The organism is Sideroxyarcus sp. TK5 (genome assembly GCF_054601595.1).
Genome location: NZ_BAAHSJ010000003.1, coordinates 328,884 through 355,056 on the forward strand (window position 1 = coordinate 328,884; position 26,173 = coordinate 355,056).

A 26,173-nucleotide genomic window follows, 5' to 3' on the forward strand; every position below is an offset into this window, starting at 1 on the left:
GCGTGTTCAGTCCAGAGAGAAGATGCGCAGGGTGCAGAAGAAGGTCAGCGTGGCGTTGAATCCTGTGCGCATCAGCAGGCCGGGGATGCTGATGCGGCCGTCTACGGGGTGTACGGGTGGCTTGCGCTTCATGTTGTCTCCTGTGCTGGGGATGTTTCGTACTCTCGCTGTTCAACGAACAGGCTGTTGCCGCGGATCTTCTTCGCCATCTTCTTGGCATCCGTCATGGCGGCGGAGACCTCGTGGTGCGACGTGAAACGGCCGGGTTCGATCCTGATCGCGCCGATGGACAGGCTGCTGAGCGGGTGGAACATGACGCTGCCGTCGCGCGCTTCGCTGGTGTAGCCGCCGGCGGCGATATGCTCTTCGCGGAACATCAGCGAGGCGGCTTGCTCGAACGAACGCAACGCCTGTTCGCAACGGTTCTGCCAGTCGCGGCTTTGCATCAGCAGGATGAAGTCATCGCCGCCGATATGGCCGAGGAAGTCCAGTTTCGGATCGCAGGCCCAGCTCAGCATGCGGCCGGTGAGCTGGATCATCTCGTCGCCCTTGCGGTAGCCGTAGGTGTCGTTGAAGGGTTTGAAATGGTCGAGGTCGCAATAGCAGGCGACGAACGGGGTGTTCGCCTGCAGCAGGCGGCCGATGTGCTCGTTGATCGGCACGTTGCCGGGCAACTGGGTGAGCGGGTTGGCGTAGCGCGCGGCTTCCAGCTGCATCTGCGTCAGTTCGCGCAGCAGGGCCTGGCCCGAGGCGAAGCCGATGTAGCGGCCGCTTTCGGTGATGATGAAACCCTCGGCGAAATGGCGGTCTTCCGATTCGGCCAGGAAATGGCTGAGCTCCTGTATCGGCATCTTCTTCTCCACCAGCAGCGGTGGACTCTGGATCAGTTCCTTGCAGGGCTTCTTGCCGTGCAGTTCGCGCTGGTAAGGCTTGGCGAAACGGTCGATGAAGCTGTAGCGGTTGATGAGGCCCACCGGCGCACCGTTGCTGACCACCGGGATGGCACGCAGCGCAGGGTCGGCATTGAAGCGGTCGAAGATGTGTTCGATCAGTGCGTCAGGGTGCACCGGCTCGATGTAGGTCAGCAACTTCTGCGCGGTGGTCTGGGCGTTGGGCGGGCAGGCCGGGCAGACTGAATCCGGGAAGATGGAGATGCTGGAAGCGTTGAGGATGCGCCCCGTCTCGGTGGAGGCGAGCAGCGGCGGTGTGGGGCTGGGGCGTGCGATGAAATAGCCTTGTCCTAGCGCGATGCCGAGGTCTTTGACGACCTTCAGTTCGGCCTCGGTCTCCACGCCTTCGGCGATGACGTGTGTGCCGCAGCTCTGGGCGATGCTCTGGATGGATTTGAGGAACTGCAGCTTGATCGGATCGCGGTCCACGCCCTGCACGAAATGCATGTCGATCTTGATGTATTCGGGGCGCAGTTCGGACCACAGGCGCAAGCTGGAGAAGCCTTCTCCCAGGTCGTCGATCGCGATCTTGAAGCCCATGCCGCGATAGTGCAGCAAGGCGCTGCGCATGGCATCGAAGTCGAAGGTGGGCTGGTTCTCGGTGATCTCGATCACCACGCGTGACGGGTCGATGTCCAGCTGCTCAAGGAAGGCCAGCGTCTGGCCGTTGCGGAAGCTGGGCTGGGTCAGCGTCTGCGGGCTGACATTGAGGAACAGCAGGCCGGGCAGGCCTTGCCGGGAGAAACTTTCCAGCACGGTGTGCCGCGCCAGCATCTCGATTTCCAGCGCCAGACCTTCGCGTTCGGCGGTCGCGAACAGGTTGATCGGTGAGTGCAGGGAGCTATTGGCGGGGCCGCGGATCAACCCTTCAAAGCCCAGGAACTCGCCGCGCTTGAGGTCGATGATGGGCTGGAACAGCGCGCTCAGACTGCGTCGGGCAAGTATCTCTTCAAGCGCTGACATGGTTTGTTCCTTCTGATCTTTGGCCAGCAGCAGGTCGGCCAGAAACTGTGCGCGCGGTGCGCGCGGAAACGTGGTGAGGTTTGATGCTTGAGGAATGGCGAACATGGCGCACCTCGGATCTCTGTTTACGGGCGCGCAGGTTAGCGCCGCCGTGTTACGGGCAGATGACGGCTTTCGCATGGGGGCAAGGCGGTTACAATGAGCCCCGTTCCGTCGTCGCCTACATTCCAGAGGGTCCGCGCATGATCGTTCCGAATTTTCTGCAAGACTTGTCCAAGCGTTTGAACAGCCGGGGATTCTCGGTGTTGCTGTCGGCACTCTCGGTGCTGTTCGTGCTGACGCTGTATTACTCGCAGAACCCTTTCCTGGAAGCGTTCGAGGCGCGCACCTACGATCTGCGCTTCCGCGAGATGCGCGGTGCCGTTCCGCTGGAACCATCCATCGCCATCATCGCCATCGACGACAAGAGCATCGCCGAGCTGGGGCGCTATCCGTGGACGCGCAGCCAGTACGCGCGGCTGCTGGAGCGGTTGAAGGCGGCGCAGGCGAAGGCGGTGATGTTCGATGCCTTTTTCCCCGAGCGCGAGGACATGGTGAGCGACCAGGCGTTCTCCGCGGCGATGCAGAAGTCGGGCAATGTCACGCTGGCGCAACTATTTGAGTACGGCCCGGACGGACAGGTGAAGGGCGTTACACGCTCGTTGCCTGAGTTCGAGCGGGCCGCGGTCTCCACCGGCCAGATCAACCTGTTCCCGGACGAGGACGGCGTGAACCGGCGCGTGCCCCTGCTGGTCGAGGCGGACGGCAAGCTGCATCCTTCGCTGGGCATGACGGCGGCGATGATCGCGTTGGGTGTGAAGGACTATACGGCTGAGACCTTCGATGTGGTGGTCGGCGAACGCCACATCCCGGTGGACGGGCAATATGCGATGTGGATCAATTACACCGGCCCGCCGGGCGGCTATCCGCGTTATTCCTTCACCGATGTGGTGCACGGCCGCGTGCCGGCGGAGGCGCTGAAGGGCAAGGTGCTGTTCGTCGGTGCGACCGCGCTGGGTGTGTACGACATGCGTGTCACGCCCTTCCACGGCAATACGCCGGGGGTGGAGATCCACGCCACCGTGGCCGACAACATCATCAGCGACCGCTTCATACGCCAGGGCGGACTGGAGGCGCTGGTGGACATGCTGTTCATCGTGCTGCTGGGCATGCTGGCTTATTTCCTGACCACGCGCCTGCGCCTGTATGGTGCCATCCCGGCCACGGTGCTGATGCTGTCCGCCTATATCTGGTTCGCCTACGACATGTTCGAGACCGGGCACTGGATCAGCATCATCTATCCGACCTTGTCCGCCGTGCTGGCGCTGCTGGTCGGCGGCAGTTTCCGTTATCTGGTGCTGGAACGCAGCGCACGCGAGATGCGTTCCATGTTCTCCAGCTATCTGTCGCCCAAGCTGGTGGCGCGGCTGGAGAAGGATCCGGATGCGGCCAAGATAGGCGGCGATACCAAGGACGTCACGGTGCTGTTCACCGACATCAAGGGCTTCACCACCTTCAGCGAATCGCATCCGCCGCAGGAGGTGGTGTCGCGCCTGAACGAATATCTGGGCGAGATGGTGAAGATCATCGAGCAGCACGATGGCACCATCGACAAGTTCATCGGAGATGCGGTGATGGCCTATTGGGGCGCGCCGCTGGCGCAGCCGGACCATGCACGGCTGGCGGTACAGTGCGTGACCGCGATGGCGACGCGCATGGGACAGTTGAAGGAGAAATGGGAAGCGGAAGGCGTCGAGCCGTTCGCGATACGTGGCGGGTTGCATTCCGGCGAAGTGGTGGCGGGCAACGTCGGCTTTGCGGGCAAGAAGATGGAGTACACCGTGATCGGCGATACGGTGAATCTGGCCTCGCGCCTGGAAGGCACCGCGAAATACTACGGCATCACCTATCTGGTGGGGGAGCAGACCCGGCAACTGGCACCGGATGTCTGTCCATATCGCGAGATAGACAAGATACGGGTGGTCGGCAAGCAATTACCCGTTACAATCTACGAACCTCAGGTCGGCCCGGGGGCATTGAGCAGCGGCCAATTGGCACGTTTCAATGCGGGACTCGGGTTCTATCGTCAACGTGACTGGGCGGCAGCCCGGTCGGAATTCGCCGCCTTGCTGGCGGAGCGACCCGGGGATAAGCCCAGCCAGTTGTACGTCGAGCGTTGCCTCTATTTCGCAGCCAACCCCCCGGCGGAAGACTGGGATGGCGTGTTCAACCGGGCGGAAAAATAACGCGGCCGCCAGTGTCGCGGATCTCATCAACAGAATTTGGATAGGTGGAACCATGCGTAATTTGTTAATCGCATCCCTGATCGGACTCATCTCCTTCAACGCCCAGGCAGAACTGACCGGTAACGGGCTGGCCAATGGTTTCATCAAGGCCGACTTCAAACGCGAGATGGCCGTCGACAAGCTGGACAAGCTGCTGGCGACCGGCGGTGGCCTGCTGTTCGTCGCGCGCAAGGGCGGCGTGGTCGAGGCGCTGGATGCGACGGGTAAAGTCGCCTTTACCCTGCCGGCCAAGTCCGGTGACACAGAACTCCTGAAGCGCCCGGAAGGGGCGGCAGTGACCAAGGACACCTTGTACGTGGTGGACAGCGATACCGACCAGGTGGTGATGTATGCCTTGCCGGGCGGCAAGTACAAGGGCCGTTTCGGCGCGAAAGCGGGCGGGTTCTTCGGTGGCGACGACCAGGCGCTGGATGGCCCGCGCGGCATCGCGGTGCATGAGGGGGTGGTCTACGTTGCCGATACCGGCAACAAACGCATCCAGATGTTCGGCGTGAACGGGGTGTTCATCCATACGCTGGCGTTGCATGCGAAAGGCAACGGCGAGGGCGGCAGGGAGTTGCCCTGGCAGCTGAAGAAGGCGGTTGATGTCGGGCTGGATGAGGCCGGCCGCATCTATGTGCTGGACAGCGATGACAACCTGGTCAAGGTCTACGATCCCAGCGGCTTGTATCTGCGTTCCTTCTCGGATGTCGGTTCTCCGGTCGCGCTGGCCGTGGCGGAAGACGGCGTGTATGTGGCGGATGAGCAGAAGCAGGTGGTTTCCAAGTTCGATTTCGACGGCAAGCTGGCTTTTCCGTTCGGCTCCAAGGGTGAGGGGAAGTCACAAACCAAGCGGCTCTCCGGGCTGGCGGTGGAGAAGGGCCAGCAGGTCTACATCGGCGATGCCGGCAAGTCACTGATCAACCATTTCCAGACCGTTGCGGGTACGCGCATGGAGCCGGTGCCGAAGGCTGCCGGACGTTCATCCGTCAAATGGCAGGGCAGCATCCCGGTCGAGGCGGTACAGCTGGCGGGCGACGGCAAGGGGACGGTGTACGTCATCACCAAGGCGGGCAAGGATGGCAGTGCGCTGCTCAAACTCAAGGACGGCAAAGTGGCGGCCGAGATCAAGCCGGCCGATATGGAACTGACGGCGGTGACAGTCGATGCCGGCGGCAGTCTGTGGGTGCTGGACAAAAAGAAGAAGCGTTGCGTGAAACTGGATGAAACGGGCAAGGAACTGGCTACTTTCGGCAGTGGCGGCAGCAGCGCAGGCCAGTTCAGCAACCCGACATCGGTGGCGGTCGCCGGCAGCGGGCTGGTGTTCGTGGCGGATCGCGGTCATCGCTCGGTGCAGGTGTTCCGCAACGACGGGGTCTATGTGGCCAAGCTGGGTGGCAACATCAGCAATCCCCTGGCGATCGGCATGGATCCGCAGGATCGTCTGTTCGTGCTGGATGGCAGCCGCAACAGTGTGCTGGTGTTCACGCCCAGCGGCGAGTTGTCGCACGAGTTCGACAGGCCGAAGGAAGGCGGCCTGTTCACCAAGCCGCTGGACATGGCGGTCACCGCTGACGAGGTGCTGGTGCTGGACGGCAACCAGGTGAAGGCGTTCGATCACAAGGGCAAGCTGTTGCGCGTGTTCGGCACCAAGGCGACCGGTGTGGCCAATCTGGGCGACCCGGTGGCATTGGCCAGCAGCGGCGGCAGCACGTTGTTCGTGGCGGATGGCGAGGGCAAACGGGTCGAATCCCTGTCGGTGATGTACAAGCCGCAGCAGCCGGCCAATTTCGCGGCGCACGGCCATGTGCATGCGGTGGACCTGAGCTGGGACAAGCCGGCGGCTTTCTACGTCAAGTCCTTCCATATCTACCGCTCCAAGAACGAGAACGCGGGCTATGTGCAAGTCGGTACCAGTGAGACGAATTCGTATACCGATGCGGGGCTGGATGCGGATGTGCGCTATTTCTATCGTGTGGTGGCCGTCTCCGATTTCGGTTACGAGGGGGCGAGCAGTACCGCCGCCAGCGCAATGACCGAGAAGTTCACGCCACCCGCTTTGGCGGAGGTCAAGGCCGAGATGACGCCCTGGCAGGCGAAGCTGAGTTGGGCGGCTGTCGATCCGCAATACTTTGCCGCCTATCGCATCTACCAGCAGGACGGCGACACGTTGACCCAGGTGGGCGAGGTCACCACGCCCGAGTTCACCAAGGATGCCTTGCAGCCGGAAACCAAATATACCTTCCATGTCAGTGTGCTGAGCACCGACCAGACCGAATCGGCGAAGCTGCCGGTGGAAGTGACGACGCTGGTGTTCAGCCGCCCGCCGCTGGACATCGAGGTGGTCAAGCTGGAGAACGTGTTCTCCAACTCCTACAAGCTGTACGAGCGTGACGGCATCGGCACCATCCGCCTGACCAACAATACGGACAAGGCGATGGAGAAGATCCGTGTCAGCTTCCTGTTGAAGAACTTCATGGATTTCTCGACCGAGAACAAGATCCTCAAGTTGATGCCGGGCTCCAGCGAAGAATTGCCGCTGAAGGCGGTGTTCAACAACAGCATCCTCACCATGACCGAGGACAGTTCGGTGCAGGCGCTGATCGAGGCCAGCTATTTCGAGAACGGCAAGAAGGTGACGTACAGCCACAACGCCACGGTCAACGTCTACGACAAGCACCGGCTGACCTGGGACGAGCGCGGTCGTTTCGCCGCGTTCGTCACGCCCAAAGACCCGCCGGTGCTGAATCTGGCGCGCGGCATCGTGGGCGAGTACCGCGATACCAAGGATGAGGCGCAACTGGCGGCGGCACTGTTCGATGCGATGGGTGTGTACGGCCTGACCTATATCCAGGACCCGAGCAATCCCTACCAGCTCACCTCCGGCAAGGAGCATACCGTCGACTACATCCAGTTCCCGCGTGAGACGCTGGAGCGCAAGTCCGGTGATTGCGACGACCTGGTGGCGGTATATAGCGCGGGGCTGGAGAGCATGGGCATCAATACGCGCGTGCTGGAGGTGCCGGGACACATGCTGATGATGTTCGATACGCGCATCCCGGCGGACGACGACGGCTACACCATGAACAACCTGTATGTGATCCACGAGGGCACGCTGTGGGTGCCGGTGGAGACGACGCTGGTGGGTAATTCCTTCATCAGGGCCTGGGAGAAGGGTAGCGAGACCTACTACAAGTACAAGGACAACGGGCTGACGATACTGGATGTCCATGCCGCCTGGGACACGTTCAAACCGGCCAGCCTGCCGGATTCGGACTGGAAGGCGAGCGGACTGAATCGCGCCGCCATCGAGAAGAAGTTCCCGGGCGATATCCTGTCGGTGCTGAAGATCAGCTCGCAGACCAAGACCCGCCGCTATCTGGACATCATCAAGGACAAGCCGAACGATGTGGATGCGCACTTGCAGGTCGGCATCATCCTGGCCAAGATCGGCGACCGCAAGGAGTCGATGAAATATTTCGACAAGGTGCTGAGCCTGGATGCGAAGAATGCTTCCGCGTATAACAACCGGGGCAATCTGCTGATGATCGACGACAAATACCAGGATGCCGTCAAGGCTTATGAAGCGGCAGCCAAGCTGAGTCCCAAGGATGCGCATATCCTGGTCAATCTGGCGCGCGCCTACAAACGGCTGGGCAACACCAAGAGCGCCAAGGAGACCTTCATCAAGGCCAAGAAACTGGATAAGAACGTGCAGGTACAATACCGTGCGCTGGCACTGGAACTCTTGAACGCGCTGTGAGTCCGAGGCCAGCAAGCTTACTCAAGGAGAGATGGACATGAAGAGACTGATTTCGTTGTTCGTGTTGCTGGGGATCGTGCTGGCGACACCGATGCAGGCCGCCGCTGCAGACCAGGAGCTGTCGCTGTGGGAACGTCTGCGCAAGAAGATCGAGCTGCTGACGCCGAAGAAGAAACTGACCACCACCACTGCTGCCGGTGGCGTGCGCGGTTCGCTGGCGGATGCGGATGACGTCTACTGGAAGGGCGAAGCAGAGCAGCTCGCCATCGATGAGACAGAACTGACTGCATTCACCAAGGCCGTCGAACTGGTCGATGCCGGCAAGGCGGATGATGCCAAGGCGGCGTTCGCCGGTTTCGTCAAGCAATATCCGGACAGTTCGTTGCGCCCCGACGCTGAAGCGGCGCTGGCCCAGCTGGCCCCCGCCAAGTAGGGCCACAAATGGCGGGGCGGCTGGTAGAAAGCCGCTCCAGCCACTATAATTCCGCCCCCGAACCTCCGGACAGCGGACCTTCCATGCAGTTATTCAGCTTCGGCCTCAATCACCAGACCGCCCCGCTAGACGTGCGCGAGCAACTCTCGTTCAGCGTCGACACGATGGGTGACGCCTTGCGTGATCTGGTCGGTAACGGTGCTGCGAAGGAAGCGACCATCCTGTCCACCTGCAACCGTACCGAAATCTATTGCAGCACCAATGCGCCCGCGCAGGCAGTGGGCTGGTTGGCGGATTACCACAAGCTGCCAGCCAACGACGTCGAGCCCTACATCTACCGCCTGCCGCAGGAACAAGCGGTGAAGCATGCTTTCCGCGTCGCCAGCGGGCTGGATTCCATGGTGCTGGGGGAGCCGCAGATCCTCGGCCAGATGAAGCAGGCGGTGCGCCAGGCCGAGCAGGCGGGCACGATGGGATTCCTGTTGCACAAGCTGTTCCAGCGTACCTTCTCGGTGGCGAAGGACGTGCGCACCCAGACAGAGATCGGTGCCAATCTGGTGTCGATGGCTGCCGCCGCCGTCAAACTGGCGGAGCGCATCTACCCCAGCATCACCGAACAGAACGTGCTGTTCATCGGCGCGGGCGAGATGATCGAACTGAACGCGGTGCACTTCGCCGCGCGCAAGCCCAAAAAGATCACCGTCGCCAACCGCACGCTGGACCGCGCCCAGGCACTGGCACGCCGCATCGACGGCCATGCCGTCACGCTGAACGAGTTGTCCGAGCAGCTAGCTCACCACGACATCATCGTCACCTGTACCGCCAGCCAGCTGCCCATACTCGGCAAAGGGCTGGTGGAGCGCGCGCTCAAGCAGCGTAAGCACCGCCCCTTGTTCATCGTCGATCTGGCCGTGCCGCGTGACGTGGAGCCGGAGGTGGCCGAACTGGACGACGTGTTCCTGTACACGGTGGATGATCTCGCCGAAGTGGTGCGCGACGGGCAGGATGCGCGCCAGGGCGCGGTGAAGGAAGCCGAGGTCATCATCGATTCCGGCGTGAACGAGTTCATCCACTGGATGGAATCGCGCGAGGTCGTCCCCACCATCCGTGCCCTGCGCGACCATACCGAGCGCCAGCGCCGGCACGAGATGGACAAGGCGTTGAAGCAACTGGCCAAGGGCGACGCGCCGGAGAAGGTGCTGGAAGCATTGAGCGCCTCGCTCACCAACAAATTCCTGCATGCACCGACCCACAGCCTGAACCAGGCACAGGACAGCGAACGGCAGGCTCTGCTGGACGCCGTCCACCGCATCTATCACCTGCACACCCCGGAATGAAACCCAGTATCGCCGACAAACTCGCGCGTCTCGCCGAGCGTCTGGACGAGGTCACGCGCCTGTTGAGCAGCGAAGAAGCCACGCGCGACATGGAGGCCTTCCGCAAACTGAACCGCGAGCGCGTCGAGATCGAACCGGTGGTCGAGTTGTTCCATGCCTGGCAATCCTGCGAATCCGACATCGCCGCCGCGCAGGAGATAGCCAACGATCCGGACATGCGCGAATTCGCGGATGAGGAGATCAAGGCCGGACAGCTGAAGCTGGCGCAACTTGAGATCGAATTGCAGAAACAGTTGCTGCCCAAAGATCCCAACGACGAGCGCAACGTGATCCTCGAAGTGCGAGCCGGCACCGGCGGCGACGAGGCGGCATTGTTCGCGGGCGACCTGTTCCGCATGTATCTGCGCTTCGCCGAACGCCGCCGCTGGCAGGTCGAGGTCATCTCGGAAAGTACGGGCGAGGTCGGCGGCTACAAGGAGGTCATCGCGCGCATCATCGGTCAGGGCGCGTATTCCGTGCTCAAGTTCGAATCGGGCGCGCACCGCGTGCAGCGCGTGCCTGCCACCGAGACGCAAGGCCGTATCCACACTTCGGCCTGTACCGTGGCGATCCTGCCGGAGGCGGAGGAGGTAGGTGAAGTGGAACTGAACCCGGCCGATCTGCGCATCGATACTTTCCGTGCCTCGGGTGCGGGCGGTCAGCACATCAACAAGACCGACTCCGCCGTGCGCATCACCCACTTGCCAAGTGGCACCGTGGTGGAATGCCAGGACGGCCGTTCGCAGCACCAGAACAAGGCGCAGGCCATGCGCGTGCTGGCTGCGCGCATCAAGGACAAGGAGGAGCAGGCGGCGCACAGCAAGATCGCCGCCGAGCGCAAATCGCTGGTCGGCAGCGGCGACCGCTCCGAACGCATCCGCACCTACAACTTCCCGCAGGGCCGCGTCACCGACCATCGCATCAACCTCACCCTGTACAAGATGGACCAGATCATGGACGGCGACATCAGCGAGTTGACCGATGCGCTGATGGCCGAGCATCAGGCCGAACAATTGGCCGCGCTGGGCCAGGAAGGCTGAGCGCCGTGCCTGGCATCCGCGAGCGGCTGGCGCAGGATGTCGCCGCGCTACGCCAGGCGCTGGCGCTGGAGCAGGATGAGGCGCGTAGCGAGGTGCAAGCCTTGCTGCAGGCCGTGCTGGCTGTGAATCGCGCCTATTTGCTGGCGCATCCTGAGCGTGTGCTCACCGAGCAAGAACTATCCCGTTATCGATCATTGCTGCAACGTCGTTTGCAGGGCGAGCCGCTGGCCTACATCCTGGGTGAGCGCGAGTTCTTCGGCCTCGGCCTCAGGGTCACACCGGCCACGTTGATCCCGCGACCCGATACCGAGCTATTGGTGGAATTGGCATTGCAGCTTATGCCGGAAGCGGGTGGTCGGGTGCTCGATCTCGGAACAGGCAGCGGTGCCATCGCGCTGGCCATTGCGCACGCCCGCCCCGATGCAAGGGTGACGGCGGTGGATGCCGCAGAGGCAGCCTTGTCGGTTGCGCAGGGGAATGCGGTCCGGCTGGGGATCCGCAATGCCAGCTTCGTCCCAAGCGACTGGTTCTCGGCGCTGGCGGAGCAGCATTTTGATCTTATCGTCTCCAATCCACCCTATATCGCCGAAAACGACAGTCATCTGTCGCAGGGAGACTTGCGTTTCGAGCCGCGCACTGCCTTGTCGTCCGGTCCGGATGGCCTGGATGATATCCGGCGCATTATCGGTGAAGCGGGCGCTCACCTTGCGGCGGATGGGTGGTTGTTGCTGGAACACGGCTATGACCAGGCCGCACAGGTGCGCGTATTGTTGCAACGGGCCGGTTTCGGGAATATCAGCTCCGCCAAGGACTTGGCCGGGATAGAACGCGTCACCGGCGGGCAGTTCAGCGGGGGGATATAGCTCTTTCGGGGGGATATATAGGCCGATATATAGGCCAAACGGCATATAGGCAAGGCGGGATCGGCTGCCTACAATCCGCCCCGAGTTGTGAGCTTTGAGTTGTTATCAACTCGATCTTTCATACTCTCCCCCTATTCTGGGCCATCGCAAGGTGGCCCGTTTTTTTTGCCCGCGAAACATGCGGGCAAGGTCAGGAGAGTAGTTTGCGTGCGTGTGCGATGGCGGCTTCGACCTGCTGCGGTGCCGTGCCACCAGTATGGTTGCGCGCGGCGAGCGACCCTTCGAGTGTCAGCACGGCATAGATATCGTCGCCTATCAGCGTCGAGAATTGGCGCAGTTCTTCGAGCTTGAGGTCGGCAAGATCGCAACCTTTGCGCTCGGCATGACGCACTGCCAGCGCCACAGCCTCGTGTGCATCGCGGAAGGGTAGGCCCTTCTTCACCAGATAATCGGCGAGGTCGGTGGCTGTGGCATAACCTTGCAATGCGGCGGCGCGCATCGCTTGCGGTTTGACGGTGATGCCGGCGATCATGTCGGCGTAGATGCGCAGCGTCTGGGTCAGTGTGTCCACCGTGTCGAACAGCGGCTCCTTGTCTTCCTGGTTGTCCTTGTTGTAGGCCAGCGGCTGGCCTTTCATCAAAGTCAGCAGGGCGATCAGATGGCCGTTCACGCGTCCGGTCTTGCCGCGTACCAGTTCCGGTACGTCAGGGTTCTTCTTCTGCGGCATGATGGACGAGCCGGTGCAGAAGCGGTCGGCGATATCGATGAAGCCGAAACGCGGGCTCATCCACAGGATCAACTCTTCCGACAGGCGCGAAAGATGCGTCATCACCAGTGCGGCGGCGGCGGTGAATTCGATGGCGAAGTCGCGGTCGGACACGGCGTCCAGCGAGTTCTGGCATACGGCCTCGAAGCCCAGCAGTTCGGCCACGCGCTCGCGCTTGATCGGATAACTGGTGCCGGCCAGCGCGGCCGCGCCCAAGGGCAGGCGGTTGACGCGGCGACGGGCATCGGTGAAACGCTCCTTGTCGCGCTGGCACATCTCGAAATAGGCCAGCAGGTGATGGGCGAAGCTGACCGGCTGCGCGACCTGCAGATGGGTGAAGCCGGGCATCACGGTATGCGTGTGGTGCTGCGCCAGATCGAGCAGCGCGGATTGCAGGTCCTTCAGCAGGCCGACGATATTGTCGATCTCGTTGCGCAGATAGAGGCGGATATCGGTGGCGACCTGGTCATTGCGCGAGCGACCGGTGTGCAGGCGTTTGCCGGCATCGCCCACCAGCGTGGTGAGCCGCTTCTCGATGTTGAGGTGCACGTCTTCCAGATCGAGCGACCACAGGAAGTCACCGGCGATCACTTCGTTCTCGATCTGCGCCAGACCGCGGCGGATGTCCTGCAGGTCCTGTTCGCTGATGATCCTGTTCTCGGCCAGCATCTGTGCGTGCGCCAGCGAACCCTGTATGTCGACCAGTGCCAGACGCTGGTCGAAATCGACGGAAGCGGTATAGCGCTTGACCAGTTCAGCCACCGGTTCGTTGAAGCGTCCCGACCAGGTTTGATTGTCTTGCATCGATGCCATGTCTTGTCCAGAATGGGTGCCCGCTCGTACCAAGGGTGCCACGCGGTTGCGTGGCGTTCACGCCTTCTGCCGCCGGGAGAAGGTTGGGGCGAGGACCCAAATAAATTGTTACGCGATGAAACGGACGCGCAGTATAAATCAAAACATTCCACACCGACTGTTGCCGGACTTCCGCAATCTGGGCACGGTGTTGCGCATCGTGCTGCTGGCCAACGCGGGTGCGCTGGCCTGCGCGGTCGCCCAGGTCGCAACGGTGGGCGAGTTATGGCAGCGCATGCTGCTGGACTCGGCGCTGTTGCAGCCGGTGCTGCTGAGTGTGCTGCTGGCCCTGTATGCGCTGAACGATGTGCTGGCGAGGTTCCCGTACTGGCGGACAGTGTTCGCCATCGTGGTGTTGACGGCATGCATCACATGGTTCTTTTCGCGCTTGGGCGGTGAATTGTTCTCCGGGGTCCACGAGTCTGCTGTTTTCCTCGACCTGCGGCGCATGCTGTTGGCGGCACTGCTCGCGTTCGCGCTGCTGGCCTATTTCCGCTGGCGCGCCATGGCGATGTCGCCGGCATTGCAGGAGGCGCGCTTGCAGGCGTTGCAGGCACGCATCCGGCCCCACTTCCTGTTCAACAGTATCAACGCGGTGCTGGCCATCGTGCGCGCCGAGCCCAAGCGCGCGGAAACCGCGCTGGAGGATATGGCCGATCTGTTCCGTATGGCGATGAGCGATGCGCACGATCTGGTCGCATTGCGCGACGAGGTGGCGCTGGCGCAGCGTTATCTGGCGCTGGAGCAGCTGCGCATGGGCGAGCGGCTGCAGGTGCGCTGGCAGACCGAGCACATGCCGCAGCAGGCATTGATACCGCCGCTGATGTTGCAGCCGCTGCTGGAGAATGCGGTGTATCACGGTATAGAACCGCTGGCCGCAGGCGGCATCATCGATATCGACATCCGCGAAAAGAGCGGCCAGTTGCATCTGTCGGTGAGCAATCCGCTGCCGGGCAGGGCGGTGCCGTCCGACGGCAATCATCTGGCGCTGTCGAACATCCGCGAGCGTCTGGCGTTGCTGTTCGATGTGGAAGCCGAGTACCGTGTGGAACGCAACGATGACAGTTATCATGTGCACATCGTGATCCCGTTGCGTGAACAAGGGCTGCCATGAACGATACCGTGATCCTGCCGCTGACCGTGTTCATCGTGGACGATGAACCGCTGGCGCGCAGCCGCCTGAAGGAGCTGCTGGTCGACTGCAGCGCGCAGATCGAACTGCAAGTGGTGGGCGAGGCAGGCAACGGGCAGGAAGCCATCGACAAGTTGAACGAGACACCGGCCGAAGTGGTGCTGATGGACATCCGCATGCCGCAGATGGACGGACTGGAGCTGGCGCTGCATTTGAACAAGCTGGAGCACCCGCCGGTCATCATCTTCACCACCGCCTACGATGCGTATGCCATCCAGGCTTTCGAGCTGCGTGCCATCGACTATCTGCTCAAGCCCATCCGCCTTGGCCGCCTGTTCGAGGCGATCTCGCGCGCGCGCGATGCGGTGCCGATCCGCACCGAAGTACTGCGCGAGCTGATCCCGGAAGCGCGCAGCCATCTGTCGGCGCACGAGCGCGGCAAGGTGATCCTGATCCCGATCGAGGATGTGATCTATCTGCGTGCAGAGATGAAATACGTCACGGTACGCACCGCGAACCACGAATACCTGATCGAGGAGGCGCTCACCGCGCTGGAGAAGGAGTATGCCGCGCGCTTTGTGCGCATCCATCGCAGCTGCCTGGTGGCAAGATCGGCCATCGCCGGTTTCGAGAAAGGCGGAGAGGAAGGGGAGAGCGGCTGGCAGGTGAAGCTGCAAGGATTGGAGGAGAGGCTGCCGATCAGCCGTCGCCAATGGGGCAGCGTCAAGTCGCTGGGGGATGCACAGGAGCAGGGAGAATGAATTGCTGACCATATTGGTGATCAACTCAAAGGGCGGGTCGGGCAAGACCACACTGACCACCAATCTGGCGGCCTACTACGCCAACCGTGGGTTCCGCACCGCCATCATCGATTACGACCCGCAAAGTTCCAGCTTGCACTGGCTGCAGGCCAGACCCGCCACGCTGCCGGCCATCCATGCAGCCAATGGCGCGCCAGCCAAGGGCAATGCGCATCTGTCCAGCCGTCAAGGCTGGGTACCGCTGGATACCGAAGTGCTGGTCGTCGACGCGCCGGCCGGTGCCGGCGGCCTGCTGCTGAAAGACCTAGTGCGCAAGGCCAACTTCATCGTCATCCCGGTCGCGCCATCGCCGATCGATATCCGCGCCACGGCCGACTTCATCAAGGACTTGTTCCTGGTGGGTGGCGCGCGTACCGCCAATGCGCGCATGGCGGTCGTTGCCAATCGCGTGCGCAATCGCGGCAGTTCCGTCTATATCGCACTTGAGCGTTTCCTCGCCTCGCTCAAGATGCCTTTCCTCACTTCGCTGTCAGACAGCGAGGTGTACCTGCTATCGGCCGGTGAAGGGCTGGGCATCTTTGAACTGGATGAACTGGTGAGCGGCCGCGAGCGGCAGGAGTTCATGCCCATCGTGCGCTGGCTGGACGGGCATTTCCCCAACCGGTTCGGGGTCCGCTCCGAAGACAAGCAGGCCATCCTGGAAGGCTCGCGCAAGTGGGCGGCGTTCCGTGCGGGGAGTGCCACGGGCCGTTTCCCCGCTTTCCAGCCGTCGCTCGGGAAATGAGGCGCGGGATGATGAGGTTCGTCATCCTTGCGGTGGTGCTGGCGGTGCTGGGTGGTCATCAATTGTCTCGATTGTTCCTTGAGGTCGATGTGTCTTCCGCCAGACGTAGCGTGCAATTGCTGGAGATCGAGGAGCATCTGGACGATGCTGCCATCGGTCTGGGGCGGCAGGTGCAGGAATGGAAGGACATGCTGCTGCGCGTGGGGAACAGCGCGCAGCATGCAAGGCATCAGCAGGGCTTCAAGGAGGCCAGCATCGCTGTGCAGCATGCCCTGATGGAAGCACGCACCATCATGCTGGAGATAGGCATGGAGACGGCGGACATCGACGGACTGATCGCGGAACACAGATCGCTGTTGAGCGAATACCTGCAAGCCTACTCGGGGCTGCAATCATCGGAGAGCGCGAGCGGGCGCAAGGTGGACAGACAGGTGCAGGGAGTGGACCGCAGCCTACAGGCTCGCATCGTACAGGTCAAATCGGCGATCTCCGAGTATGCCAAGCAACAGCTTGCGCGCGCACCCCAGACGCAGGGCAGCCGCAACCTGATGGTCGGTCTGCTCGGTGCGGTCTCCTTGTTCGCGATGGCTGTGTTCGGCTTCGTGTCCGCCCGCCGCATGCGTGCAGGCTGAGCGGGTTGGTTGCGCTGGCATGGTGTTCGCCCCTGGAACTTTCATGGGTATAAGGGGTCAATCGCGCCGCGTTGACCTATGCGCAAAACCAAAGAAAAGGATTTGAGATGGTATCTACAGAGTTCTTCGAAGCACGCCAACGCTCGCTCTTCTCATGGGGGACGCTGGCCAAGCTGGGTCTGATCGCCGCATTCTTCGTGTGGTTCTATCTGATCTGGACTAGTACCGACGAGCTGGAGAGGCGATTGAATGCCATCGAGGATCCGTTTGCGGTCGCGCACGACCTGCAGACGGAATACAAGATAGAGGTGCAGGAGTGGAAGAACCTGCTGTTGCGCAGCGCGGACCGTGCCAGTCTGGACAAGAACTGGCATGCCTATGAGCAGCAGTATCGCAAGGTCGCCGGGGCGGCTGAGGCGGGCCTGAAACAGAGCGATGTCAGGGCGGTCAATGTGAAGCTGCAGTCCTTCATCGATGCGCATCAGGAGAACTATCTGCAGTACAAGAAGGAAAAGGAGAATTATGCGCAGTCCGGCTACGATCCGCGCAAAGCCGATTCGGAAGTGCGCGGGATAGACCGCCCGCTCATGGCGCTGCTCGAAGCGGCCGATGAAGCGATGCAGCACGAGAAGAAACTGATCAACGGGCGCTTGATCGCCCAGGCGCGCAACCAGATCGAGCAGAGCTTGATGGCCTTGATCCTGATGATGCTGGTGGTGGTCTGGCGCGCCAAGTTCTAGCGTCCCTTCGCCAGTCCAAAGAGAAGAAGCCCGCGATCTGCGGGCTTCTTCGTTTTAACCGCTGTTGCGCATCCCGGCGGCGATGCCGTTGATGGTGAGGTGGATCGCGCGTTTCACCTTCTCGTCGTCATCGCCATTACGGTGACGGTGCAGCAGCGAGACCTGCAGGTGGTTGAGCGGGTCGATGTAGGGGGTGCGCGTGGTCAGGCTGCGCGCAAAGGTCGGGTTGTCCTCCAGCAAGTGCGAGGCCCCGGTGATCTTGAACAGCATGTCGACCGTGTCCTGCCATTCCTGCTCGATCATGCCGAATATCTTGTCGCGCAAGGCTTCGTCCGGCACCAGCTCCGCATAGCGCGAGGCGATGCCCATGTCGGTCTTGGACAGCACCATGTCCATGTTGGACAGCAGGCCGTTGAAGAACGCCCAGTCCCTGTTCATGGCGCGCAGCTGGTCGAGGCCGGGTTGGCCTTCGCGTTCGATGAACTTCTTCACCGCGCTGCCGAAACCGAACCAGCCCGGCAACATGATGCGCGTCAGGCCCCAGCTGAACACCCAGGGGATGGCGCGCAGGTCCTCGATGCGGGCCATCGCCTTGCGCGAAGAGGGACGGCTGCCGATGTTGAGCTCGGCGATCTCGCGGATGGGGGTGGCGGCGAAGAAGAACTCGGTGAACCCCGGAGTCTCGTAAACCAGTTTACGGTAGGCGGCGATGGCATCCAGACTCATGGCTTCCATGATGCGCATGAACTCGGGGTTGCCATCCGCATTGTGCGGATAGTCCATCAGCGTGGCTTCCATGGTCGCGGCGACCAGGATCTCCAGATTGCGGCGGCCGATCTCCGGGTCGGAATACTTGCTGGAGATGACCTCGCCCTGTTCGGTGATGCGGATCTGCGCGTTCACGCTGCCCGGCGGTTGCGCCAGGATGGCCTGATAGCTGGGGCCGCCGCCGCGCCCGACTGTGCCGCCGCGGCCGTGGAACAGGCGCAATTCGACGCCGTGCTTGTTGAACACTTCCACCAGTTCCAGCTCGGCTTTGTAAAGCTCCCAGTTGGCGGTCAGATAGCCGCCGTCCTTGTTGCTGTCGGAATAACCCAGCATGACTTCCTGCGTGTTGTTGCGGCTCTTCGTGAGCAGCTCGCGATACCAGGGCAGCGAGAACAGCGCGTCCATGATCGTTCCACCGCCGCGCAGGTCGTCGATGGTCTCGAACAGCGGGATGATGTTGACCTGCAGCTCGCCGTCCTTGAGCAGGCCGCTCTGCTGCAGCATGAGCGCGACTTCCAGCACGTCGCTCACCGCATCCGCTTTGGAGATGATGTAGTTGGGCAGTGCATTGTGGCCGAAGCGGCTGTGTATCTCGGCGGCGGCCTGCATCAGCTGCAGTTCGCCGCGTACGACGGGCGAGAAGCCTTCCACTTCGGTGGCCAGCTGCTTGCCGTCCTGCAAGGCGGCGAGCAGGTGGGTGCGACGTGTCGCTTCATCCTGTTTCGCGTAGTCCGGGCAGCCTGCTGCCGCCAGCAATTCGCTGACGACCTGTTCGTGCACACCGCTGTGCTGGCGCATGTCCAGCGGCGCAAGATGGAAGCCGAACACCTCGGCGGCACGGCGCAGTTCGCCCATGCGGCCACGCGAAAGGTAGAAGGCACCGTGGCGCTCCAGCGACTGGATGACGATGTCGAGCTCGGCGATGAACTCTTCCGCCTTGATGTAAGGCTTCACCGTCTTGGCTACAGGGTGCAGATGGTGTACGCGATGCCCGAGGTGTTCGGTGGTGGCGACCAGTCGCGCATAGATGGCGAGCAGGGCGCGGCGGTAGGGCTCATCCTCGCGGCTCTCTGCCTGGTCCGGTGAGCGATCGGCGAACGCACTCAATTCCGGGCTGATATCGACCAGTCGGTCGGACAGGCTCAGCCGTGCGCTGAGCAGATTCGTTTCGGACAGATAGTATTCGAGCGCGGTGGCGGAATGCCGCTTCGCTGCGTCCAGCATCACCTCGTGCGTGACGAAGGGGTTGCCGTCGCGGTCGCCGCCGATCCAGCTGCCGACGCGCAGGAAGGGGGGCAGCTGGAAGCGCTGGCCGAAGCTCTTCTCCAGCTGCTTTTCGATATTGCCGTACAGCTTGGGTATCTCGCGCAGGAAGGTGTAGTCGTAGAACGACAGGCCGTTGTTGACCTCGTCCTCCACCTTCAGCTTGGTGGTGCGCAGCATACGCGTGCTCCACAGGATGAGCACGAAGCGGTGCAGGGTCTCTTCGTTCTCGTCCAGTTCTTCCGGTGTCATGTCCAGACGATCGCGCTCCGCCAGCAGCTTCGAGATGACGAGCTGGCAATTGAGGATGCTCTTGCGCTGCACTTCGGTCGGGTGTGCGGTCAGTACCGGCGAGATCAGGGCCTTGTCGAAGAAAGCGCGCACGGCATCCGCATCCAGCTTTTGCTCGTGGGCGTGATTCAGCACCAGCTGCAGGCTGCCTTCCTGCGGGCGGGAGCCGGCCTTCTGGTGCACGCGGCGGCGGCGGTTGTGGTGCAGGTCTTCCGCGATATTGGACAGCTGCGAGAAGTAGCTGAAGGCGCGCACCACCAGCAGGGTCTCCTCCGGGGACAAGGCATCGAGCATCTGCTCCAGCTTCTCGCCGTCGCGCTCATCCTGCGTCTTGCGGAAGGTCACCGCCGCGCGGCGGATACTCTCGATCAGCTCGTAGGTCTTGTCGCCTTCCTGCTCGCGCAGGGTGTCGCCGAGCACGCGCCCGAGTAAGCGGATGTCTTCCCGCAAAGGTGCGTCTTTGCTGGAGATGCTGGTGGATGCTGCGATCAGATTTGTCTTCATCTTTTAATGTCGTCGGCGCAAAAGCGCGGCGCTCCTGATAGAATGCGCCGCGCTCATGTGCTAAATAAATGCAAGGAAAACCAATGATTCAGGCTACGTTCACTCCTCCATCCCGTCTGGTGATCGCCTCGCGCGAAAGCGCGCTGGCCATGTGGCAGGCCGAACATATACGGGACAGACTGCGCGCATTATACCCGCAAACCACGGTCGAGATTCTCGGCATGACCACGCAGGGCGACCAGATATTGAACGTCACCTTGTCCAAGATCGGCGGCAAGGGCCTGTTTGTGAAGGAGTTGGAGACGGCGCTGGAGAACGGCAGCGCCGACATCGCCGTGCATTCCCTGAAAGATGTGCCGATGAACCTCCCGCAAGGTTTCATGCTGGCCTGCATCGGTGAGCGCGAAGATCCGCGCGATGCATTCGTTTCCAACGATTTCGACAGCCTGCAATCCCTGCCGCCCGGCAGCGTGGTCGGTACCTCCAGCCTGCGCCGCGAATGCCAGCTGCGCGCACGTTTCCCGCATCTGAAGATAGAGCCGCTGCGCGGCAATGTGCAGACCCGCCTGCGCAAGCTGGACGAGGGACAGTACGCGGCCATCATCCTCGCCGCCGCCGGTCTCAAGCGTCTGGGGCTGGGAGCGCGCATCCGCAACGAGATCTCCAGCGACGACAGCCTGCCCGCAGTGGGGCAGGGTGCCTTGGGCATCGAGACACGCGCCGGCCGTGCCGACCTGGCGGCCCTGCTGGCCCCGCTGCATCATGCCGATACCGCTGCCTGTGTGCTGGCCGAGCGCGCGATGAGCCGCACCCTGAACGGCAGCTGTCAGGTGCCGCTGGGTGGTTTCGCCGAAGTGCAGGGCGGCAAGTTGCGCATGCGCGGTTTCGTCGCCACTCCGGACGGCTCGCGGCTGCTGCGCACCGAACACATCGGCGACATCGCGCAGCCCGAAGCGCTGGGGGAGCGGGTGGCGCAAGACCTGCTCAAGCAGGGTGCGGGCGAGATCCTTGCCGCACTGAATGACTGACAGACCGCTCGCCGGATTGTCCATCGTCGTCACGCGCCCGCGTGACCAGTCGCGCGGGTTGGCGGCCAGCTTGCAGGCACTTGGTGCCGAGCCGGTCGTGCTGCCCTTGCTGGAGGTCGCTCCGGCAACGGACCAGGCCGCGTTGCAGGCATTCGTGCAACGCGCCGCCAACTGCCGACTCCTCATCTTCATCAGCCCGAATGCAGTGCACTATGGCATGGCAGCCTTGCATCGCATCGCGGACGGCGTGCGCGTCGCTGCTGTCGGCCAGGGTACAGCCAAAGCATTACGCAAACTGCAAGTCGAACAGGTGGTCGTACCGGCAGAGCGTTTCGATAGCGAAGGCCTGTTGGCTTTGCCCGAGTTGCAGCAGGTGGCGGGTTGGGACATCGCCATCCTGCGCGGCGACGGCGGCCGCGAACTGCTGGGCGAGACGCTGGCGGCGCGCGGCGCGAAGGTCGAATACGTGACCTGCTACCAGCGCCGCAAGCCGGCGCTGGACGCGGAAGCCTGGCTGGCCGCGCGGCCGGACGTCATCACCGTGACCAGCAGCGAGGCGCTGGCGCACCTGTGGCAGGGGCTGGGTGAGACGGCTGTGCTGCTGGCGCGCACCACGACCCTGTTCGTCGCGCATCCGCGTATAGCCGCGATCGCGCAGTCGCAGGGCTGGCGGCAGGTGGTCACCGTAGCAGCCGGAGATGACGGAATGTGCGCGGGTTTGGTAGCATGGGCCGCACAGCACAGAAAGTGAGTCGAGCATGAGCGAAGAGACATCCTCCAGTCCGTCCCCCGCCAAGCAGGATAATGCAGCCGAAGCGCCGCGCGCCGTGCACGAGGGGCGCGTGGTGTCGGTGGTGTCGCGCATGTCGCTCACCCAGCTCACGCTGGCGGTGCTGGTGGTGGTCTTCATCTGGCAATGGCTGGATGCACACAGGCGCATCAATCAGCTGGAGGAGATGGTCGCACAGCGCCTGTCCGAAGTGTCGGGCAGCAATCAGGCGAACCAGACCTTGCTGGCGCAAAGCCAGGAGCAGGTGCGTGATCTTGGCGGCAAGTTGAGTCTGCTGGAGAACCGTTTCGCCGAGACACAGGCACAGCGCGCGGTGCTGGATGCGCTGTATCAGGACATCTCCAGCAACCGCGATGTCGGCGTGCTGGCCGATGTCGAACAGGTGTTGCTGGTGGCGGACCAGCAGTTGCGACTGTCCGCCAACGTCAAGGCGGCATTGATCGCCATGCAGAATGCGGAAAGCCGGTTGCAGCGTCTGGACCGGCCCGGCCTGGCTGAATTGCGCAAACGTATCGGGCGCGATATCGAGCATCTTCGAGCGCTGCCGGAGGTGGACCAGCCGGAATTGAGCAGGCAACTGGAAAGCATCATCATCGCGGTGGATGGTTTGCCGCTGGCGCAGGATGTGCGCCCGCCCGCCAGGGCGAAGACGGTCGCGGCAGAGCCGGCTGAGGGGAATGCGTGGCAACGTTTCTGGCATGAGCTGTGGCAGGAGTTGCGCCAGCTCATACGCATCGAGGACACCCGCCAGCAGGAATTGCCGCTGCTGTCTCCCGAACAGTCCTTCTTCATGCGCGAGAACGTGAAACTGCGTTTGCTGACGGCCAAACTGGCCATGATGACGCACGACCAGGCCGGCTTCCGTCGCGAGCTGAAGACCGTGCGGTTATGGCTGGATCGCTATTGCGACAACACGGCACGTGCAACGCAGCAGGTGCTGGGTGAGGTGAAGAAACTGTCAGCCGCCACGATCGCTGTCGACGTGCCGGACATCAGTCCCACGCTGGATGCCGTGCGCAACTATCGCGCTGCGCAGGAGCGGAGCGCGAAATGAGGTTGCTGTTCTGGTTGCTGGCATTGTTCGCCGTGGCGGCCGGATTCGCCGTTTTCGCCCGCAATCCCGGTTATGTGTTGCTGGTCTATGCACCCTGGCGCGTAGAGCTTTCGCTCACCATGTTCATCCTGGCGCAACTATTGGTTCTGGCCGGTGCGTATATGTCGTTGCGCCTGCTGATCGGCGCGTTGACCTTGCCGGATTTCGTGCGCCGCTTCCGCGCCGAACGTGCGCAGAAGAAGGGGCGGGCGGCGATGCTGGCTGCATTGACTGCTTACTTCGAGGGGCGTTACGCCGTGGCGGAAAGAGAGGCCGAGCGCGCGATCGCGCTGGGAGAAAGCACGGCGCTCAACGCCATCCTGGCGGCGCGCGCCGCAAACGAGTTGCGCCAATTCGACAAACGCGATGCCCACTTGCGATCCGCGCAGGGAAAATCGCCGGGGGACGATACGCTGCGGCTGATGGCTCAGGCACAGTTCGACCTGGAACAGCGCCAGCCGCAAAAGGCGCTGGGCGCGCTAAAGGCGCTGCCGGGCAATGCGCAACGCAAACATGTCGGTGCCCTGACACTGGAACTGAAGGCACAACAGCAGGCGCGCAACTGGGATGCGGTGCTGGAAGTCGCCAACCAGCTCGAAAAACGCAACGTATCCCATCGCCCCATGGCCGAGCAGATGCGACAGCAGGCGTGGCTGGAGAAACTGCGTGCCTGCGCGGAGGATGGCAAATCGCTGCGCGCGGTGTGGAAGGGCATGCCGGCCGAGTTCCGGCATCAACCGCGCATCGCCGCCGAAGCGGCGCGCACCTTCATGCGTCTTGGCGAATGCGCGATGTCGCGCAAGATACTTGCCGAGACGCTGGACGCCGAGTGGGATAGCGGACTGGTCGCGCTGTACGGCGATTGCCGTGAAGGTAGCGTAGTGGCACAGATCGAACAGGCGGAAGCCTGGCTGAAGGAACACCATGACGATGCGGGCCTGATGCTGACACTGGGCAAGCTGTGCCTGCATCAGGAACTATGGGGCAAGGCGCAGAGCTATCTGGATGCCAGCATCAGTCTGCAACCCAGCCGCGATGCCTATACGGCTCTGGCGCATCTGGCCGAGAAGCAACAGAAGCCGGATGATGCCTTCAAGTATTACCAGCTGGCTACGCAGCTGGCTGAGCCGGGCTCTTCGGCGCGAAAGTGAAGGCGTCGGAATAGAAGGCGCTGTTCGGCAGGCCGCACTGTGCTGTGAAGTCGTTGTGCGCCGCTTCCACCACCACCGGCGCGCCGCAGGCATACACATCGTAGCCGGACAGGTCGGTGAAGTCCTCCAGGACCGCCTGATGCACGAAACCGGAACGTCCCTCCCACGCTTCGTCCGATACCACCGGTGTGAACTTGATGCCATGCGCTTCCCATGCGCGGATCTTGTCCAGCATGTACAGGTCGGCAGCCTTGCGTACGCCCCAGTAGAAGTGCATCTCGCGTTTGAAGCCGATCTTGATCGCATGCTCGATGATGGCTTTGACCGGCGCGAAGCCGGTGCCGCTGGCCACGAACACGATGGGCTTATTTGAATCCTCGCGCAGGAAGAAAGTGCCCAACGGCCCTTTGATGCGCAGGATGTCGCGTTCTTTCATGGTGTGGAACACATGCTCGGTGAACGTGCCGCCGGGGATGTAGCGCACGTGCAGCTCCAGCAGGCCGTCGTCGTGTGGCGCATTGGCCAGCGAGAAACTGCGCGGTTTGTCGTCCTTCTGCAGGATGTCGATGTACTGGCCGGCGAGGAACTGCAAACGCTCGTTCGCCGGCAATTTCAGGAAGAGCGCCATCACGTCGTCGGCCAGCTTCTCCATCTTCTCCACGCGGCAGGGCAGCATCTTCACCGGGATGTCCTGCGCGCGCGTCACCTCGTGGCTCTCGATCACCACATCCGACAAAGGCTTTGCGCAACAGAACAGCGCCATTCCCTCGGCCTTCTCCTCATCGGTCAGCGCGTAAGACTGGTGATCGCCGAAATCGACCTTGCCTTCCAGCACCTTGCCCTTGCAAACGCCGCATGCGCCGTTGCGGCAGCTGTAGGGCAACACCAGACCATGCTCGAGCGCGGCCTCCAGAATGGTCTCACCTTCCGCAACGGTGAAAGAGTGCTGGCTGGGCTGTATCGTGGTCTTGAAGCTCATGGGGCGCATTCCGGTTTGAATAAAGGGCGCGATTTTAACGCATAATCACCGAATGACTAATCTGCTCCTTGTCGGTTGTGGGGATATCGCGCGACGCCTGCTACCGCTGTTGCGCGACCGTTACCGGCTCTATGCGCTGCTGCGCGATCCGGAAAAAAGCGCCGCCTGGCGCGCAGGCGGAGCGATGCCGCTCATAGCCGATCTTGATGACAGGCGGTGTCTGGCACGCATCGGTGGTGTGGCGGATATTGTGATCCATCTCGCGCCGCCACTGCCGGGTGCACGCCGCGACACGCGTACCGCACACTTGCTGTCGGCCCTGTCGCATGGAAGTCTGCCGCAGCACTTCATCTACATCAGCACCAGCGGTGTGTACGGCGATTGCGGCGGAGAGGTTGTGAGCGAGACGCGCCGCCTCGCGCCGTGCAGTGCGCGGGCAGCGTTGCGCGTGAGCGCAGAACGGCAGGTGCGCGCGTGGGCGCGACGCAACGGTGTGCACGCCAGCATCCTGCGCGTGCCGGGTATCTATGCGGCTGAACGGTTGCCGCTGGAAAGGCTGCGTGCCGGAACAGCGGCTATAGTGGCCGCTGAAGATGGTTACAGCAACCACATCCACGCCGACGATCTGGCGCGCATCATCGTTGCCGTGTTGCGTCGCGGCAAGAGCAATCGGGTATACCACGCTGTGGATGACGACGAGATGAAGATGGGGGATTACTTCGATCGGGTGGCTGATGCGCATGGCTTGCCGCACCCGCCAAGGTTGGCGCGAGCCGAAGTGCAGCAGGCGGTATCCCCGGCGATGTGGTCGTTCATGGCGGAGTCGCGGCGCTTGAGTAACGTCAGGATGAAGCGCGAGCTGCAGGTGAGATTGCTTTATCCGACGGTCGGGGATGCGCTGAAAAAATGATCCGGTGACTAGGCGCG

General features: G+C 62.4%; 21 protein-coding genes. 16 read left to right on the plus strand and 5 right to left on the minus strand.

Features of this window, described 5'->3' with window-relative positions; translation table 11 throughout:
- Positions 1-6: 6 nt before the first annotated feature.
- Entirely contained in the window at positions 7-132 is a 126-nt protein-coding gene (locus ACYPYQ_RS07475; protein WP_459722467.1) for a hypothetical protein, read from the minus strand.
- Positions 129-2,018 carry an EAL domain-containing protein gene (locus ACYPYQ_RS07480; protein ID WP_459722211.1) on the minus strand — a complete coding sequence of 630 codons (1,890 nt, stop codon included), beginning with the start codon at positions 2,016-2,018 and terminating at the stop codon, positions 129-131. Before ACYPYQ_RS07480 ends, ACYPYQ_RS07475 begins: the two co-directional genes overlap by 4 nt.
- Before the next feature lie 137 nt (positions 2,019-2,155).
- Here ACYPYQ_RS07480 and ACYPYQ_RS07485 point away from each other — a divergent pair, with 137 nt between their 5' ends.
- The 6 genes from ACYPYQ_RS07485 to prmC all read left to right on the plus strand — a co-directional run bounded on the left by ACYPYQ_RS07485 (position 2,156) and on the right by prmC (position 11,712).
- The gene (locus tag ACYPYQ_RS07485) at positions 2,156-4,198 is read left to right on the plus strand and encodes a CHASE2 domain-containing protein (protein WP_459722214.1); all 2,043 of its coding nucleotides are present in this window, start codon (positions 2,156-2,158) and stop codon (positions 4,196-4,198) included.
- 52 nt (positions 4,199-4,250) lie between these two features.
- Positions 4,251-8,000, plus strand: a complete 3,750-nt coding sequence (locus tag ACYPYQ_RS07490; RefSeq protein ID WP_459722219.1) for a tetratricopeptide repeat protein — start codon at positions 4,251-4,253, stop codon at positions 7,998-8,000.
- A gap of 37 nt (positions 8,001-8,037) precedes the next feature.
- On the plus strand, positions 8,038-8,433 hold the full coding sequence (locus ACYPYQ_RS07495; protein ID WP_459722223.1) for a hypothetical protein: 396 nt from the start codon (positions 8,038-8,040) through the stop codon (positions 8,431-8,433).
- Between the two features lie 83 nt (positions 8,434-8,516).
- The gene (gene hemA / locus ACYPYQ_RS07500; protein ID WP_459722226.1) at positions 8,517-9,770 is read left to right on the plus strand and encodes a glutamyl-tRNA reductase; all 1,254 of its coding nucleotides are present in this window, start codon (positions 8,517-8,519) and stop codon (positions 9,768-9,770) included.
- Positions 9,767-10,849: a peptide chain release factor 1 gene (gene prfA / locus ACYPYQ_RS07505; protein WP_459722230.1), complete on the plus strand. Its 1,083-nt coding sequence runs from the start codon at positions 9,767-9,769 to the stop codon at positions 10,847-10,849. The genes hemA and prfA overlap by 4 nt, the downstream gene beginning before the upstream one ends.
- 5 nt (positions 10,850-10,854) lie before the next feature.
- Positions 10,855-11,712, plus strand: a complete 858-nt coding sequence (gene prmC / locus ACYPYQ_RS07510) for a peptide chain release factor N(5)-glutamine methyltransferase (RefSeq protein WP_459722233.1) — start codon at positions 10,855-10,857, stop codon at positions 11,710-11,712.
- A 190-nt stretch (positions 11,713-11,902) separates the two neighbouring features.
- Here the strand turns inward: prmC and argH are convergent, their stop codons facing one another.
- A complete protein-coding gene (gene argH, locus ACYPYQ_RS07515) occupies positions 11,903-13,291 on the minus strand; it encodes an argininosuccinate lyase (RefSeq protein WP_459722236.1) in 1,389 nt (462 codons plus the stop codon).
- A 160-nt stretch (positions 13,292-13,451) separates the two neighbouring features.
- On the opposite strand from argH, the gene ACYPYQ_RS07520 reads away from it, so the two are divergent.
- The 5 genes from ACYPYQ_RS07520 to ACYPYQ_RS07540 all read left to right on the plus strand — a co-directional run bounded on the left by ACYPYQ_RS07520 (position 13,452) and on the right by ACYPYQ_RS07540 (position 17,379).
- Positions 13,452-14,444 (plus strand): sensor histidine kinase, encoded by a 993-nt coding sequence (locus ACYPYQ_RS07520; RefSeq protein ID WP_459722239.1) that lies wholly within the window; start codon positions 13,452-13,454, stop codon positions 14,442-14,444.
- Positions 14,441-15,223: a LytR/AlgR family response regulator transcription factor gene (locus tag ACYPYQ_RS07525; RefSeq protein WP_459722243.1), complete on the plus strand. Its 783-nt coding sequence runs from the start codon at positions 14,441-14,443 to the stop codon at positions 15,221-15,223. Before ACYPYQ_RS07520 ends, ACYPYQ_RS07525 begins: the two co-directional genes overlap by 4 nt.
- A 1-nt stretch (position 15,224) precedes the next feature.
- Complete coding sequence (locus ACYPYQ_RS07530) at positions 15,225-16,007, plus strand: nucleotide-binding protein (protein WP_459722245.1); 783 nt, start codon at positions 15,225-15,227, stop codon at positions 16,005-16,007.
- Positions 16,008-16,018: 11 nt separating this feature from the next.
- Entirely contained in the window at positions 16,019-16,639 is a 621-nt protein-coding gene (locus tag ACYPYQ_RS07535) for a hypothetical protein (protein WP_459722248.1), read from the plus strand.
- 107 nt (positions 16,640-16,746) lie between these two features.
- Complete coding sequence (locus ACYPYQ_RS07540; RefSeq protein ID WP_459722250.1) at positions 16,747-17,379, plus strand: hypothetical protein; 633 nt, start codon at positions 16,747-16,749, stop codon at positions 17,377-17,379.
- 54 nt (positions 17,380-17,433) lie between these two features.
- Here ACYPYQ_RS07540 and ppc read toward each other — a convergent pair whose 3' ends face one another.
- The gene (gene ppc, locus ACYPYQ_RS07545; protein WP_459722253.1) at positions 17,434-20,205 is read right to left on the minus strand and encodes a phosphoenolpyruvate carboxylase; all 2,772 of its coding nucleotides are present in this window, start codon (positions 20,203-20,205) and stop codon (positions 17,434-17,436) included.
- An 83-nt stretch (positions 20,206-20,288) separates the two neighbouring features.
- On the opposite strand from ppc, the gene hemC reads away from it, so the two are divergent.
- From hemC to ACYPYQ_RS07565, 4 genes are read left to right on the plus strand one after another with little or no spacing between them, the layout of a single operon-like run.
- The gene (hemC, locus tag ACYPYQ_RS07550) at positions 20,289-21,233 is read left to right on the plus strand and encodes a hydroxymethylbilane synthase (protein ID WP_459722256.1); all 945 of its coding nucleotides are present in this window, start codon (positions 20,289-20,291) and stop codon (positions 21,231-21,233) included.
- Positions 21,226-21,984, plus strand: a complete 759-nt coding sequence (locus ACYPYQ_RS07555; RefSeq protein ID WP_459722259.1) for a uroporphyrinogen-III synthase — start codon at positions 21,226-21,228, stop codon at positions 21,982-21,984. Before hemC ends, ACYPYQ_RS07555 begins: the two co-directional genes overlap by 8 nt.
- A gap of 7 nt (positions 21,985-21,991) precedes the next feature.
- Complete coding sequence (locus tag ACYPYQ_RS07560; protein WP_459722262.1) at positions 21,992-23,077, plus strand: uroporphyrinogen-III C-methyltransferase; 1,086 nt, start codon at positions 21,992-21,994, stop codon at positions 23,075-23,077.
- A complete protein-coding gene (locus ACYPYQ_RS07565; RefSeq protein ID WP_459722264.1) occupies positions 23,074-24,267 on the plus strand; it encodes a heme biosynthesis HemY N-terminal domain-containing protein in 1,194 nt (397 codons plus the stop codon). Before ACYPYQ_RS07560 ends, ACYPYQ_RS07565 begins: the two co-directional genes overlap by 4 nt.
- Here ACYPYQ_RS07565 and ACYPYQ_RS07570 read toward each other — a convergent pair.
- Positions 24,227-25,246: a CDP-6-deoxy-delta-3,4-glucoseen reductase gene (locus ACYPYQ_RS07570; RefSeq protein WP_459722267.1), complete on the minus strand. Its 1,020-nt coding sequence runs from the start codon at positions 25,244-25,246 to the stop codon at positions 24,227-24,229. The two genes, ACYPYQ_RS07565 and ACYPYQ_RS07570, sit on opposite strands and share 41 nt — an antisense overlap.
- Positions 25,247-25,298: 52 nt before the next feature.
- Here ACYPYQ_RS07570 and ACYPYQ_RS07575 point away from each other — a divergent pair, with 52 nt between their 5' ends.
- On the plus strand, positions 25,299-26,156 hold the full coding sequence (locus ACYPYQ_RS07575; protein ID WP_459722269.1) for an SDR family oxidoreductase: 858 nt from the start codon (positions 25,299-25,301) through the stop codon (positions 26,154-26,156).
- Positions 26,157-26,173 lie beyond the last annotated feature (17 nt).

Excerpts from the sequence above, each read along its gene's own strand:
- ACYPYQ_RS07475 (WP_459722467.1), bottom strand. The coding sequence starts at position 132 with ATGAAGCGCAAGCCACCCGTACACCCCGTAGACGGCCGCATCAGCATC.
- ACYPYQ_RS07480 (WP_459722211.1), bottom strand. The coding sequence starts at position 2,018 with ATGTTCGCCATTCCTCAAGCATCAAACCTCACCACGTTTCCGCGCGCA.
- ACYPYQ_RS07485 (WP_459722214.1), top strand. The coding sequence starts at position 2,156 with ATGATCGTTCCGAATTTTCTGCAAGACTTGTCCAAGCGTTTGAACAGC.
- ACYPYQ_RS07490 (WP_459722219.1), top strand. The coding sequence starts at position 4,251 with ATGCGTAATTTGTTAATCGCATCCCTGATCGGACTCATCTCCTTCAAC.
- ACYPYQ_RS07495 (WP_459722223.1), top strand. The coding sequence starts at position 8,038 with ATGAAGAGACTGATTTCGTTGTTCGTGTTGCTGGGGATCGTGCTGGCG.
- hemA (WP_459722226.1), top strand. The coding sequence starts at position 8,517 with ATGCAGTTATTCAGCTTCGGCCTCAATCACCAGACCGCCCCGCTAGAC.
- prfA (WP_459722230.1), top strand. The coding sequence starts at position 9,767 with ATGAAACCCAGTATCGCCGACAAACTCGCGCGTCTCGCCGAGCGTCTG.
- argH (WP_459722236.1), bottom strand. The coding sequence starts at position 13,291 with ATGGCATCGATGCAAGACAATCAAACCTGGTCGGGACGCTTCAACGAA.
- ACYPYQ_RS07525 (WP_459722243.1), top strand. The coding sequence starts at position 14,441 with ATGAACGATACCGTGATCCTGCCGCTGACCGTGTTCATCGTGGACGAT.
- ACYPYQ_RS07535 (WP_459722248.1), top strand. The coding sequence starts at position 16,019 with ATGAGGTTCGTCATCCTTGCGGTGGTGCTGGCGGTGCTGGGTGGTCAT.
- ACYPYQ_RS07540 (WP_459722250.1), top strand. The coding sequence starts at position 16,747 with ATGGTATCTACAGAGTTCTTCGAAGCACGCCAACGCTCGCTCTTCTCA.
- ppc (WP_459722253.1), bottom strand. The coding sequence starts at position 20,205 with ATGAAGACAAATCTGATCGCAGCATCCACCAGCATCTCCAGCAAAGAC.
- hemC (WP_459722256.1), top strand. The coding sequence starts at position 20,289 with ATGATTCAGGCTACGTTCACTCCTCCATCCCGTCTGGTGATCGCCTCG.
- ACYPYQ_RS07555 (WP_459722259.1), top strand. The coding sequence starts at position 21,226 with ATGACTGACAGACCGCTCGCCGGATTGTCCATCGTCGTCACGCGCCCG.
- ACYPYQ_RS07560 (WP_459722262.1), top strand. The coding sequence starts at position 21,992 with ATGAGCGAAGAGACATCCTCCAGTCCGTCCCCCGCCAAGCAGGATAAT.
- ACYPYQ_RS07565 (WP_459722264.1), top strand. The coding sequence starts at position 23,074 with ATGAGGTTGCTGTTCTGGTTGCTGGCATTGTTCGCCGTGGCGGCCGGA.
- ACYPYQ_RS07570 (WP_459722267.1), bottom strand. The coding sequence starts at position 25,246 with ATGAGCTTCAAGACCACGATACAGCCCAGCCAGCACTCTTTCACCGTT.
- ACYPYQ_RS07575 (WP_459722269.1), top strand. The coding sequence starts at position 25,299 with ATGACTAATCTGCTCCTTGTCGGTTGTGGGGATATCGCGCGACGCCTG.